General features: G+C 57.5%; 11 protein-coding genes and 4 pseudogenes. All 15 read left to right on the top strand.

The genetic code is table 11. The features are described 5' to 3' along the window. Positions 1-5 precede the first annotated feature (5 nt). Positions 6-497 (top strand): Fe-S cluster assembly transcriptional regulator IscR, encoded by a 492-nt coding sequence (gene iscR, locus ACEPAJ_RS16905; RefSeq protein WP_274086971.1) that lies wholly within the window; start codon positions 6-8, stop codon positions 495-497. A 48-nt stretch (positions 498-545) separates the two neighbouring features. Then, on the top strand, positions 546-1,760 hold the full coding sequence (locus ACEPAJ_RS16900; protein WP_425916371.1) for an IscS subfamily cysteine desulfurase: 1,215 nt from the start codon (positions 546-548) through the stop codon (positions 1,758-1,760). A gap of 47 nt (positions 1,761-1,807) precedes the next feature. Continuing rightward, on the top strand, positions 1,808-2,194 hold the full coding sequence (gene iscU / locus ACEPAJ_RS16895; protein ID WP_425916369.1) for a Fe-S cluster assembly scaffold IscU: 387 nt from the start codon (positions 1,808-1,810) through the stop codon (positions 2,192-2,194). Positions 2,195-2,206: 12 nt separating this feature from the next. After that, entirely contained in the window at positions 2,207-2,530 is a 324-nt protein-coding gene (gene iscA, locus ACEPAJ_RS16890) for an iron-sulfur cluster assembly protein IscA (RefSeq protein WP_298187603.1), read from the top strand. Positions 2,531-2,537: 7 nt separating this feature from the next. Then, positions 2,538-3,059, top strand: coding sequence for a co-chaperone HscB (hscB, locus tag ACEPAJ_RS16885; protein WP_425916366.1), 522 nt, complete (start codon positions 2,538-2,540; stop codon positions 3,057-3,059). A 40-nt stretch (positions 3,060-3,099) separates the two neighbouring features. Beyond that, the gene (gene hscA, locus ACEPAJ_RS16880; RefSeq protein ID WP_425916364.1) at positions 3,100-4,965 is read left to right on the top strand and encodes a Fe-S protein assembly chaperone HscA; all 1,866 of its coding nucleotides are present in this window, start codon (positions 3,100-3,102) and stop codon (positions 4,963-4,965) included. 2 nt (positions 4,966-4,967) lie between these two features. Further along, complete coding sequence (gene fdx / locus ACEPAJ_RS16875; RefSeq protein WP_322950565.1) at positions 4,968-5,309, top strand: ISC system 2Fe-2S type ferredoxin; 342 nt, start codon at positions 4,968-4,970, stop codon at positions 5,307-5,309. 14 nt (positions 5,310-5,323) lie between these two features. After that, positions 5,324-5,524 carry a Fe-S cluster assembly protein IscX gene (iscX, locus tag ACEPAJ_RS16870; protein WP_274086965.1) on the top strand — a complete coding sequence of 67 codons (201 nt, stop codon included), beginning with the start codon at positions 5,324-5,326 and terminating at the stop codon, positions 5,522-5,524. Between the two features lie 93 nt (positions 5,525-5,617). Beyond that, a complete protein-coding gene (gene ndk, locus ACEPAJ_RS16865; protein ID WP_274086964.1) occupies positions 5,618-6,049 on the top strand; it encodes a nucleoside-diphosphate kinase in 432 nt (143 codons plus the stop codon). A 23-nt stretch (positions 6,050-6,072) separates the two neighbouring features. After that, positions 6,073-7,220, top strand: a pseudogene (rlmN, locus tag ACEPAJ_RS16860) (23S rRNA (adenine(2503)-C(2))-methyltransferase RlmN). A gap of 13 nt (positions 7,221-7,233) precedes the next feature. Further along, the gene (gene pilW / locus ACEPAJ_RS16855) at positions 7,234-7,992 is read left to right on the top strand and encodes a type IV pilus biogenesis/stability protein PilW (protein ID WP_425916361.1); all 759 of its coding nucleotides are present in this window, start codon (positions 7,234-7,236) and stop codon (positions 7,990-7,992) included. Beyond that, positions 7,992-8,972: a RodZ domain-containing protein gene (locus tag ACEPAJ_RS16850; protein WP_425916359.1), complete on the top strand. Its 981-nt coding sequence runs from the start codon at positions 7,992-7,994 to the stop codon at positions 8,970-8,972. The genes pilW and ACEPAJ_RS16850 overlap by 1 nt, the downstream gene beginning before the upstream one ends. Before the next feature lies 1 nt (position 8,973). Further along, positions 8,974-10,082: pseudogene (ispG, locus tag ACEPAJ_RS16845) on the top strand (flavodoxin-dependent (E)-4-hydroxy-3-methylbut-2-enyl-diphosphate synthase). An 18-nt stretch (positions 10,083-10,100) separates the two neighbouring features. Further along, positions 10,101-11,387, top strand: a pseudogene (gene hisS / locus ACEPAJ_RS16840) (histidine--tRNA ligase). A 100-nt stretch (positions 11,388-11,487) separates the two neighbouring features. After that, positions 11,488-12,070 (top strand): annotated as a pseudogene (locus ACEPAJ_RS16835) (tetratricopeptide repeat protein). The last annotated feature ends 105 nt before the right edge of the window (positions 12,071-12,175 follow it).

The raw sequence follows: 12,175 nt of genomic DNA, 5'->3' as shown, positions 1-12,175 counted from the left end.
CCCTCATGCGACTAACCACCAAAGGCCGTTATGCCGTCACCGCCATGCTTGATCTGGCGCTGCATGCGCAGAGTGGGCCGGTGTCCCTGGCTGATATTTCCGAGCGGCAGGGCATTTCCTTGTCTTACTTGGAACAGCTGTTTGCCAAGCTGCGTCGTGGCAACCTGGTTTCCAGTGTGCGCGGGCCTGGCGGTGGTTATCAGCTGTCACGAGGCATGCAGGGCATTCAGGTGGCTGAGGTGATCGATGCGGTCAATGAATCTGTCGATGCCACACGCTGCCAGGGGCAGGGTGATTGCCACGCAGGCGATACCTGTCTGACCCACCATCTATGGTGTGATCTCAGCCAGCAGATACATGAATTTCTCAGTGGCATCAGTCTTGCTGACTTGGTGACCCGTCGTGAAGTACAGGAAGTTGCGCAGCGCCAGGATCAGCGCCGTTGCAATGGCAGTACGCCTTACTTAGATAAGATTGAAACGTCCGCCGTCGATTGAGCGCTAGGCGCTGGCTAGCTGGCCTGATACCTGATTAGGAGAGAATTGATGAAGTTGCCGATTTACCTCGATTATTCCGCCACCACGCCGGTTGATCCGCGTGTTGCGCAAAAAATGAGCGAATGCCTGCTGGTTGACGGTAACTTCGGCAACCCAGCGTCGCGCTCTCACGTGTTCGGCTGGAAGGCCGAAGAAGCGGTAGAGAATGCCCGTCGCCAGGTGGCTGATCTGGTCAATGCTGATCCGCGCGAGATTGTTTGGACGTCCGGTGCTACCGAATCCAACAACTTGGCGATCAAAGGCATTGCCGACTTCTACAAGAGCAAAGGCAAGCACCTGATTACCTCGAAGATCGAGCACAAGGCAGTGCTCGACACCATGCGCCAGCTTGAGCGTGAAGGCTTTGAAGTCACTTACATCGAGCCTGGTGAAGACGGTCTGATTACGCCGGCTATGATCGAGGCTGAGTTGCGTGATGACACTATTCTGGTGTCGGCCATGCACGTGAATAACGAGATCGGCACCATCAACGACATCGCTGCGATTGGTGAGTTGACCCGTTCGCGTGGTGTGTTCTTCCATGTCGACGCGGCGCAGTCCACCGGCAAGGTCGCAATCGACCTGCAATCGCTGAAAGTCGACTTGATGTCGTTCTCTGCACACAAAACCTACGGCCCTAAGGGTGTTGGTGCGCTGTACGTGTGCCGTAAGCCGCGCGTGCGTCTGGAAGCCCAGACCCACGGCGGTGGCCACGAGCGCGGCATGCGCTCCGGTACCCTGGCAACCCACCAGTGTGTGGGTATGGGTGAGGCCTTCCAGATTGCAAAGCAAGAAATGGCTCAGGAAAACCAGCGCATTCTGGCTTTGCGTGATCGCTTCTTTAAGCAGGTCGATGGTCTCGAAGAGCTGTACATCAACGGCAGCATGACCGCTCGTGTGCCGCACAACCTCAACCTCAGCTTCAACTATGTTGAGGGCGAGTCGCTGATCATGGCGCTCAAGGATTTGGCTGTTTCGTCCGGTTCGGCTTGCACTTCGGCTTCCCTAGAGCCGTCCTACGTGTTGCGTGCCTTGGGCCGCAATGACGAGCTGGCGCACAGCTCCATTCGCTTTACCTTCGGCCGCTTCACTACTGAGGAAGAGGTCGATTACGCCGCGCAGAAGGTTTGCGAGGCGGTCACCAAGCTGCGCGAGTTGTCGCCGCTGTGGGATATGTACAAAGACGGTGTCGACATCTCCAAGATCGAGTGGGCGGCGCACTAAGTAGTCGCCGAGCAAGAGCGACTCTCTGATGAGGAAGGAATACCAGCATGGCTTACAGTGAAAAGGTCATTGACCACTACGAGAACCCGCGCAACGTCGGCAAGATGGACGCGGAAGACCCAAGCGTAGGCACCGGCATGGTCGGTGCGCCGGCTTGCGGTGACGTGATGCGTTTGCAGATCAAGGTCAACGAGCATGGCGTTATTGAAGACGCCAAGTTCAAGACTTATGGCTGCGGTTCGGCCATTGCCTCCAGCTCGCTCGCCACCGAGTGGATGAAGGGTAAAACCCTGGACGAAGCGGAAACCATCAAGAACACCCAGCTGGCCGAGGAATTGGCCCTGCCGCCGGTAAAAATTCACTGCTCGGTCCTCGCGGAAGATGCCATCAAGGCAGCCGTACGCGACTACAAGCAGAAGAAAGGCTTGCTCTAAGGAGGTTTGTCGATGGCTATCAGCATGACCGAAGCAGCGGCTCAGCATGTGCGTCGCTCGCTTGATGGGCGTGGCAAGGGTGAGGGCATCCGTTTGGCTGTCCGCACCACGGGCTGTTCTGGCTTGGCCTATGTGCTGGAGTTTGTCGATGAGACTGCCGGCGAAGATCAGGTGTTCGAGAGCTTTGGGGTCAAGGTGATCATCGACCCGAAAAGCTTGGTTTACCTCGATGGCACTGAGCTCGACTTCGTAAAAGAAGGGTTGAATGAAGGCTTCAAATTCAACAACCCGAACGTGCGCGGCGAATGTGGCTGCGGCGAAAGCTTCAACATCTGAGGCGCCCGTGGGTACTCCTTGTCACTTTGCGTTGTTTGATCTAAAGCCAGGTTTTCGTTTGGACCTGGAGTTGCTAGCTAGCCGCTACCGTGAGCTGGCGCGGCATGTCCATCCGGACCGTTTTGCCGATGCTTCCGAGCGCGAGCAGCGCTTGGCGCTGGAGCAATCTGCCAGCCTTAACGAAGCCTATCGAACACTGAAAAATCCTCCGCAGCGCGCGCGCTACCTGCTCGCGCTGAGTGGGCCTGAATTGCCGCTGGAAGTGACCGTGCAAGACCCGAGCTTCTTGCTGCAGCAGATGCAGTGGCGCGAAGAGCTAGAGGATCTGCACGACAGTGCAGACCTGGCTGGGGTTGCGCAATTCAAGCGGCGGTTGAAGGTGGCTCAGGATGAGCTGAATGAAAGTTTTGCCGTTTGTTGGGACGATGCCTCGCGGCGTGAAGAGGCCGAGCGCCTGATGCGCCGCATGCAGTTTCTCGACAAGCTCTCTCACGAGGTTCGCCAGCTGGAAGAGCGCCTCGACGATTAACGCTGGTGCGCTGCACCCGATACCTAAGCATTGATTACTCATGGCCTTACTGCAGATCGCTGAACCCGGACAAAGCCCTCAGCCCCACCAGCGCCGGCTGGCGGTGGGGATTGATCTGGGTACCACCAATTCGCTAGTCGCCGCTGTGCGTAGCGGGCTCTCTGAACCTCTGGCTGATGCCGCCGGGCAGGTCATTCTGCCGTCCGCAGTGCGCTACCACGCTGATCACGTTGAGGTCGGCGAGGCCGCCAGGGCGGCGGCCTCGGGCGACCCCTTGAATACCGTGCTGTCAGTCAAGCGCCTGATGGGGCGTGGCCTGGCCGACGTCAAACAGCTGGGTGAGCAGCTGCCTTACCGCTTTGTCGGTGGTGAGTCGCACATGCCGTTTATTGAAACGGTGCAGGGGCCGAAAAGCCCGGTCGAGGTTTCCGCCGATATTCTTAAAGTGCTGCGTCAGCGCGCTGAGGCGACACTGGGTGGCGAGTTGGTCGGGGCGGTGATCACTGTGCCGGCTTATTTTGATGACTCGCAGCGACAGGCTACCAAGGATGCGGCGCGTCTGGCTGGGCTGAATGTGCTGCGCCTGCTCAACGAGCCGACTGCCGCAGCGGTTGCCTACGGGCTCGACCAGCACGCTGAAGGCGTGGTGGCGATTTATGACCTGGGCGGCGGCACCTTCGATATTTCCGTGCTGCGCCTGACCGGTGGTGTGTTTGAAGTGCTCGCCACTGGCGGTGATAGCGCGCTGGGTGGTGATGATTTTGATTACGCCATCGCCGGCTGGATTGTGCAGCAGGCGGGCGTGTCGGAAGACCTGGATCCGGGTCAGCAGCGCTTGTTGCTACAAACCGCCTGTGCAGCCAAAGAAGCGCTGACCAATAACGCGACTATCACGCTCAGCTATGCCGGCTGGCAAGGTGAACTGAGTCGCGAGCAGCTTGATGCGCTGATTGAGCCGATGGTCGCGCGCAGCCTCAAAGCATGCCGCCGTGCGGTGCGTGATGCGGGTATTGAGCTGGAAGAGGTCGAGGCGGTGGTCATGGTTGGTGGTTCGACCCGCGTGCCGCGCGTGCGCCAGGCTGTCGCCGAATTATTCTCCCGTGAGCCGCTGGCCGATATCGATCCCGATCAAGTGGTGGCCATTGGTGCTGCGATCCAGGCGGATGCTTTGGCGGGTAATAAGCGTGGTGACGGTGAAGAGTTGCTGCTGCTGGACGTGATTCCATTGTCGCTTGGTTTAGAAACCATGGGCGGGCTGATGGAGAAGGTGATTCCGCGCAACACCACCATTCCCGTAGCGCGCGCCCAGGACTTCACCACCTACAAAGATGGCCAAACAGCCATGATGATCCATGTGCTGCAGGGTGAGCGCGAACTGATCAGTGACTGCCGTTCCCTGGCGCGCTTCGAGTTGCGCGGTATTCCGCCGATGGTGGCCGGTGCGGCGAAAATTCGTGTGACCTTTCAGGTGGATGCCGACGGCCTGCTCAGCGTGTCAGCCCTGGAGTTGGCGTCGGGTGTTGAAGCGAGTATCCAGGTCAAACCGTCCTACGGTCTGACGGATGGCGAGATTGCCCGCATGCTGCAAGATTCCTTCAAAAACGCCAGTGACGACAAAGTGGCGCGCGTGTTGCGCGAACAACAAGTCGATGCTCAGCGTTTGCTGGAGGCGGTGGAAGCCGCCTTGCTGGCGGATGGTGACCGCTTGCTCGAGGCCGATGAGCGCCTGGCCATCGAAGCGCAGATGCAGCAATTACGTGACTGCATGGCGGCCAAAGACGGTTTGGCCATTGAGCAGCAAACGAAACGACTGACCCAGATAACCGATGCCTTTGCGGCGCGTCGTCTGGATGCCACGGTCAAAGCCTCGCTGGCTGGCCGTAGTCTTGATGAGATTGAGGAATAAGCATGCCGCAGATTATCTTTCTGCCCCACGCTGTACTGTGCCCGGAAGGTCTGGTGGTAGAGGTTGCGCCCGGCACGTCGGTGCTTGAGGTGGCGCATGAGCATCACATCGAGATCGAAAGTGCCTGTGGGGGCGTCTGTGCCTGCACCACGTGTCACTGCATTATCCGTGAAGGTTTTGATTCGCTGGCTGAGGCGGATGAGTTGGAAGAAGACATGCTCGACAAGGCTTGGGGTTTGGAGGCGCAATCACGCCTGTCCTGCCAGGCTATCGTGGGCGATGAAGATATTACTGTCGAGATTCCTAAATACTCGCTCAATCATGCCGCCGAAGCGCCGCACTGATTCAAGGAGCTGTTATGACGCTGAAATGGGCTGATGTTCTGGAAATCGCTATTCAGTTGGCTGAGTCCAAGCCGGATGTCGATCCGCGTTACGTTAATTTTGTCGATTTACACAAATGGATTCTGGCGCTGCCCGAATTCAGCGACGATCCGACTCGCGGTGGCGAGAAGGTGCTGGAGGCCGTTCAGGCTGCCTGGATCGAAGAGGCTGACTGAGTCAGCCCTGTACGCTGTTAGGCAATCCCAATAAACCCGCGTATAATTCGCGGGTTTAATTTTTCGCTTTAACCACTGTTTCTGGAGTTTCACATGGCTGTTCAACGCACTTTCTCCATCATCAAGCCTGACGCTGTTGCTAAAAACGTTATCGGCGAAATCACCAGCCGTTTCGAAAAAGCCGGCCTGCGCGTCGTCGCTTCGAAAATGCTTCAGCTGTCTGAGCGCGAAGCTGCTGGTTTCTACGCTGAGCACAGCGAGCGTGGCTTCTTCAAAGACCTGGTTGCTTTCATGACCTCCGGTCCAGTTATCGTTCAGGTTCTGGAAGGCGAAAACGCTGTTCTGGCTAACCGCGATCTGATGGGCGCTACCAACCCTAAAGAAGCTGCTGCCGGTACCATTCGTGCTGATTTCGCGGTTTCCATCGACGAAAACGCTGTCCACGGTTCGGACTCCGAAGCTTCTGCTGCTCGCGAAATCGCTTACTTCTTCGCGTCCACTGAAGTTTGCGCTCGTATTCGCTAAGCGAATTGAGTGAGGGTGAAACCATGATCGCATCGACCGGTAAAACTAATCTGTTGGGTCTGACCCAGGCAGAAATGGAACAATTCTTCGAACAAATCGGGGAAAAACGTTTCCGCGCCGGTCAGTTGATGAGGTGGATTCACCACTTTGGCGTCGATGACTTCGATGCCATGAGTAATGTCAGCAAGGCCTTGCGCGAAAAGCTCAAGGCCTGTGCTGAAATCCGCGGCCCGGAAGTGGTCAGCGAAGATATTTCCACTGATGGCACGCGCAAGTGGGTAGTGCGGGTGGCGTCAGGTAGCTGTGTTGAAACTGTTTATATCCCCAGGGCACGCGCGGCACTTTGTGTGTCTCGTCGCAGGCCGGTTGTGCGTTGGATTGCAGTTTCTGTTCGACCGGTAAGCAAGGCTTTAACAGCGACCTTACTTCTGCTGAAATCATCGGTCAGGTGTGGATTGCCAATAGGTCGTTTGGCAGTGTGCCGGCGAAGATTGACCGGGCGATCACCAACGTGGTGATGATGGGCATGGGCGAACCGTTGTTGAATTTTGACAACGTGGTCGCTGCCATGAAACTCATGATGGATGACCTCGGCTATGGCATCTCCAAGCGCAAGGTGACGTTGTCCACCTCGGGCGTGGTGCCGATGATCGACAAGCTGGGCGAGGTCATCGATGTGTCGTTGGCGCTGTCGCTGCATGCGCCCAATGATGAGCTGCGCAGCCAATTGGTGCCGATCAACAAGAAGTATCCGTTGGAAATGCTGCTAGCGGCCTGTAAGCGTTATGTTTCGCGGCTGGGTGAGAAGCGCGTGCTCACCATCGAGTACACCCTGCTTAAGGATGTAAACGATAAGATTGAACACGCTGAGGAAATGATCGCACTTCTCAAAGATGTGCCTTGCAAGATCAACCTGATTCCGTTTAATCCCTTCCCCCACTCGGGGTACGAGCGGCCTAGCAATAATGCGATTCGCCGTTTCCAAGACCTGCTGCATAAAGCCGGGCACAATGTCACCGTGCGCACCACGCGGGGCGAGGACATTGACGCAGCCTGTGGCCAATTGGTTGGCCAGGTAATGGACCGTACCCGCCGTAGTGAACGTTATATCGCTGTGCGTGAATTGAGTAACGAGGCTGAAACGCCGAGTGCCGCCGCCAATCGAACCTGAGGGGAGGATACCCATGACCTTGCGACCCGCGTTATTGCTGTTGGCCGCTAGTCTGTTAGCCGGTTGTGTCACAACGGGCACAGTAGATCCGATGAAAACCGGTAAGGGTCGTGACGAAGCGCGCGATGCCTATGTGCAACTGGGCATCGGCTATCTGCAACAAGGTCAAACTGAGCGTGCCAAGGTGCCGTTGAAAAAGGCCTTGGAGCTCGACTCGTCGAATGCTGACGCGCACGCCGCGCTGGCGTTGGTGTTCCAGATAGAAATGGAACCCAAGCTGGCCGATGAGCACTTTCGCAAGGCCATTTCGCAGCGTCGTGATGATGCGCGTTTGCTGAACAACTACGGCAGCTTTCTGTATGAGCAACAGCGTTACCAGGAAGCACTGGAGCGTTATACCGAAGCAGCCCAGGACAACCTTTACCCCGAGCGTTCGCGGGTGTTCGAAAACCTCGGTTTGACTTCGCTGCAGTTGCAGCAGCGTGAGCAGGCCAAGGCTTATTTTGAACGCTCACTGCGCTTGAATAGCCGTCAGCCGCGGGCGTTGATGGAGATGGCGCAGCTGTCCTACGAGGACAAACAATACGTGCCTGCCCGTAGCTATTACGAAGCCTATATGTCTTTGGCGCCGCAGAATGCGCGCAGCTTATTGTTAGGCGTGCGTTTGGCGAAGATTTTCGAGGAGCGCGACAATGCCGCGAGCCTCGGTTTGCAGTTGAAGCGACTTTATCCGGGCACGCCGGAATATCAGCAATACCTGTCGGAGCAATGATGAAAGCGGCGCATCCTGAAGTGCTAGCAGTTCCCCGTATCAATCCGGGGGAGACTTTGCGCGAGGCTCGCGAGAGCCGCGGTTGGACCGTCGCCGAGGTCGCTGCGCAGTTGAATTTGACCTCACAACGCTTGAATCAGGTCGAACAAGGTGCCTTCGACAAGTTGCCTGGGCATACCTTTGCGCGTGGCTATGTACGGGCTTACGCCAAGTTGTTGGAGCTCGATCAGAACCGTCTGGTGCTGGAGTTCGATCAATTCACTGGTAGCGATGCCGCAGGCAGCAGCGTACACAGCCTGGGTCGCATCGAAGGGCCGGTGAGCTACTCGCAGCGTATTCTGCGCATGGTCAGTTTTGTTTTGCTGCTCGCCCTGGCTGGCTTGAGTTTCTTCTGGTGGCAAGAAAAGACTGAGCGTCAGGCTGAAGACCTTGCCGCTAACAGCCTTGAGCATGTTGAAGTGGACGGTGCTGACGGCACCACACAGATTCACCCTTTGGATGAGCCAGAGGATCAGGCCGTGGAAGCGGCCCAGATGGAGAGCGAAACTGTCTTGCCGCTGCAGTCTGAAGGTGCGCCCGCTATGCCAGAGTCTGCCGTTGCTGAAACGGCTAATGAGGATGCTCAGGCAGAAGAGCCGCTTTCGCCAGTCGCCGCGGCTACCGCTCCGGTAGCTGTAGAGACATTGCCTGTTGCATCCGCTGAACCTTCACCTACGCCGGTTCAGGCTGGCGCAGGCGAAGCGGTGGTCAGCTTGAACTTTATTGCCGATTGCTGGACGCAGTTGACCGACGCTAATGGCAAAGTGCTGTTCAGTGCCCTCAAGCGTAAGGGCGATAGCCTGCAGTTGACTGGTAAGGCGCCGCTGGAACTGCGCCTGGGTTATGTCCGCGGTGCGCAGGTCAGCCTCAATGGCAGCCCGGTTGATGTGGCGCCTTTTATCTCTGGTGAGACCGCGCGTCTGAAGTTGGGTGGGCAGTAATATGCATGGCGAATCACCAATAAAACGTCGTATTTCACGCAAAATCTGGGTCGGTTCTGTACCGGTTGGCGGCGATGCACCGATAGCCGTGCAGAGCATGACGAACAGCGATACCAACGATGTGGCAGCGACTGTGGCGCAGATTCGTCGCCTGGAAGATGCCGGCGCTGACATTGTGCGGGTCTCGGTGCCGGACATGGATGCCGCCGAGGCGTTCGGCCGGATCAAGCAGCAGGTCAAGGTGCCGCTGGTGGCTGATATCCACTTCGATTACCAGATCGCCTTGCGTGTGGCGGAACTCGGGGTCGATTGTCTACGCATCAACCCGGGCAACATCGGCCGTGAAGACCGTGTGCGTGCGGTGGTTGAGGCGGCGCGTGACCGAGGCATCCCGATTCGCATCGGCGTCAACGCTGGCTCGCTGGAAAAAGATTTGCAGAAGAAATACGGCGAGCCCACGCCTGCTGCGTTGGTCGAGTCGGCGTTGCGCCATGTCGAACACCTCGAGCGTCTGAACTTCCCCGACTTCAAAGTCAGCGTAAAGGCCTCCGATGTGTTTATGGCCGTTGAGGCCTATCGACTGCTGGCCAAGCAAATCGAACAACCGCTGCATTTGGGATTACCGAAGCGGGTGGCTTGCGCTCCGGTACGGTCAAGTCGGCAGTAGGTCTGGGCATGTTGCTGGCTGAAGGCATCGGCGACACCATCCGCATTTCCTTGGCCGCTGATCCTGTTGAAGAGATCAAGGTTGGCTACGACATCCTCAAATCGCTGCGCTTGCGTTCCCGTGGCATCAACTTTATCGCCTGCCCAAGCTGCTCGCGGCAGAACTTCGATGTGGTGAAAACCATGAACGAGCTGGAGCAGCGCGTCGAAGACCTGCTGGTGCCGCTGGATGTGGCCGTGATCGGTTGTGTGGTCAACGGCCCCGGCGAAGCCAAAGAGGCCCATATCGGCCTGACCGGCGGCTCGCCCAACCTGATTTATATCGATGGCAAGCCGGCGCTCAAACTGGGTAATGACAACCTGGTCGATGAGCTGGAAAAGCTGATCCGCCAGAAAGCGGCCGACAAGGTCGCCGCTGACGCCGCCGTTATCGTGCGTAGCTAACACCGTTAAGGAATTGAATTGAGTAAGTCCCTGCAAGCCATTCGTGGCATGAACGATATCCTGCCTGAGCAGACCCCGCTTTGGCGTTATTTTGAAGGTACCGTCGCCAGTCTGTTGGACGGTTACGGCTATCGGCAGATTCGTATGCCGATCGTCGAGTTCACTGAGCTGTTCAAGCGCTCCATCGGCGAAGTCACCGATATCGTTGAAAAAGAGATGTACACCTTCGACGACCGCAATGGCGATTCCCTGACCCTGCGCCAGAAGGCACTGCGGCGTGCGTACGTGCGGTGCTTGAGCATGGCCTGTCCGGCGGCGGTCAAACGCAGAAGCTTTGGTACATCGGTCCGATGTTTCGTCACGAGCGTCCGCAGAAAGGCCGTTATCGCCAGTTCCACCAGATTGGTGTGGAAGTATTCAATATCGACGGCCCGGACATCGATGCCGAGTTGATCGTGTTGACCTGGCGCCTGTGGGCCTGCTGGGTATTCGTGATGCGGTGAAGCTTGAGCTCAACAGTCTTGGCACCAGTGCAGCCCGTGCGGTGTACCGTGATGCGCTGGTCGAGTTTCTCTCGGCACATGCCGATCAGCTGGATGAAGATAGCCGCCGTCGTATGGGCAGCAATCCGCTGCGTGTGCTCGACAGCAAATCGCCAGAAACCCAGGCGGTATTGGTCAATGCGCCGAAGCTGGCGGATTACCTTGATGAAGAGTCGCGGCTGCATTTCGAGGGGCTGAAGGCCCGCCTGGACGCCGCGGGCGTGCCGTACGTAATCAACCCCAAGTTGGTGCGCGGCCTGGATTACTACAGCAAAACCGTGTTCGAGTGGGTCACCGACCAGCTCGGTTCTCAGGGCACGGTTTGCGCCGGTGGCCGTTACGATGGCCTGGTTGAGCAGATGGCGGTAAACCGACGCCGGGGGTGGGTTTTGCCATGGGCATCGAACGCTTGGTGCTGTTGCTCGAAACTCTAGGTAAAGTACCGGCTGAAATCGCCCGCACGGTTGATGTTTACCTGTGCGCCTTCGGTGAGGCGGCTGAATTGGCGGCGCTGGCCTTGAGTGAGCGTCTGCGTGATCAGTTGCCAGGCTTGCGTCTACAAGTGAATGCCGGGGCCGGTAGCTTCAAGAGTCAGTTCAAGAAAGCCGACAAAAGCGGTGCGTTGTACGCCTTGATCTTGGGTGAAGACGAATTGGCCCAGCAAGTGGTAGGTTGCAAGCCGTTGCGCGGTCAGGGCGAGCAGCAAAGTATTGCGTGGTCGGCATTGGCCGATCATCTGGCGAACTGCGCCAATCAGGCCTGAGCGTCTGTTTAGTGATTTAGCGAAAAGGAGTGTTGGGGTGGTTTCGCGTACTGATGATGAAGATCTGGCGGTAATCAAGGACTGGTGGCAGCAAAATGGCATGCCATTGCTGACTGGCGTTGTGCTGGCGTTGGCGGTGGTATTCGGCTGGCAGGGTTGGCAGAAATACCAGAGCAATCAGGCGCAAGGCGCTTCATTGGTTTATCAGCAGCTGCTTGAGGCCGCTCTGGATCCAAGCGGCAAGCCGGATGCCGGTAAAGTTGCAGCCCTGGCTCACACCCTGAAAAGTGATTACGCCGGGACTCATTACGCCCAGTACGGCAGCCTGTTCGTGGCCAAAGTAGCCGTTGAAGCGGGCAAGCTGGACGACGCCGCTAGCGAGCTGCAGGCGATTGTTGATAAGCCGGCTGACGACAGCCTGGCTGAGTTGGCCCGTCAGCGCCTGGCACGCGTGCTGGCTGCTCAAGATAAGGCCGACGATGCGTTGAAGCTGCTGGATGCCAACGTGGCGCCGGCCTTTACCGCCAGCCGTGAAGAACTCAAGGGCGACTTGTTGGTGCAGCTCGGCCGTGCCGATGATGCACACGCTGCCTACGAAAAAGCCAAAGCAGCCCTCTCTGAAGAGGCGGCTGTCGGTGGTCTGCAAAATGAAGCTGGATGATCTGGCAAAAGGGGATGCGTGACGTGATGCGCTGGAAGAATGCCGCACTGCTGGCCCTGGCCGTTTGGCTGTGGGTTGCAGCAGTAATAGTAAGAAGAACTGCCCCCGGCCGATCTGCCCAAGTTTG

This window comes from Pseudomonas sp. GWSMS-1, assembly GCF_049847425.1.
Lineage (GTDB): Bacteria > Pseudomonadota > Gammaproteobacteria > Pseudomonadales > Pseudomonadaceae > Aquipseudomonas.
The sequence above is the reverse complement of the archived record's forward strand: the minus strand, read 5'-3'. Positions and strand labels throughout refer to the sequence as shown.

Excerpts from the sequence above, each read along its gene's own strand:
- iscU (WP_425916369.1), top strand. The coding sequence starts at position 1,808 with ATGGCTTACAGTGAAAAGGTCATTGACCACTACGAGAACCCGCGCAAC.
- ACEPAJ_RS16850 (WP_425916359.1), top strand. The coding sequence starts at position 7,992 with ATGAAAGCGGCGCATCCTGAAGTGCTAGCAGTTCCCCGTATCAATCCG.
- iscR (WP_274086971.1), top strand. The coding sequence starts at position 6 with ATGCGACTAACCACCAAAGGCCGTTATGCCGTCACCGCCATGCTTGAT.
- hscA (WP_425916364.1), top strand. The coding sequence starts at position 3,100 with ATGGCCTTACTGCAGATCGCTGAACCCGGACAAAGCCCTCAGCCCCAC.
- iscA (WP_298187603.1), top strand. The coding sequence starts at position 2,207 with ATGGCTATCAGCATGACCGAAGCAGCGGCTCAGCATGTGCGTCGCTCG.
- ndk (WP_274086964.1), top strand. The coding sequence starts at position 5,618 with ATGGCTGTTCAACGCACTTTCTCCATCATCAAGCCTGACGCTGTTGCT.
- iscX (WP_274086965.1), top strand. The coding sequence starts at position 5,324 with ATGACGCTGAAATGGGCTGATGTTCTGGAAATCGCTATTCAGTTGGCT.
- pilW (WP_425916361.1), top strand. The coding sequence starts at position 7,234 with ATGACCTTGCGACCCGCGTTATTGCTGTTGGCCGCTAGTCTGTTAGCC.
- fdx (WP_322950565.1), top strand. The coding sequence starts at position 4,968 with ATGCCGCAGATTATCTTTCTGCCCCACGCTGTACTGTGCCCGGAAGGT.
- ACEPAJ_RS16900 (WP_425916371.1), top strand. The coding sequence starts at position 546 with ATGAAGTTGCCGATTTACCTCGATTATTCCGCCACCACGCCGGTTGAT.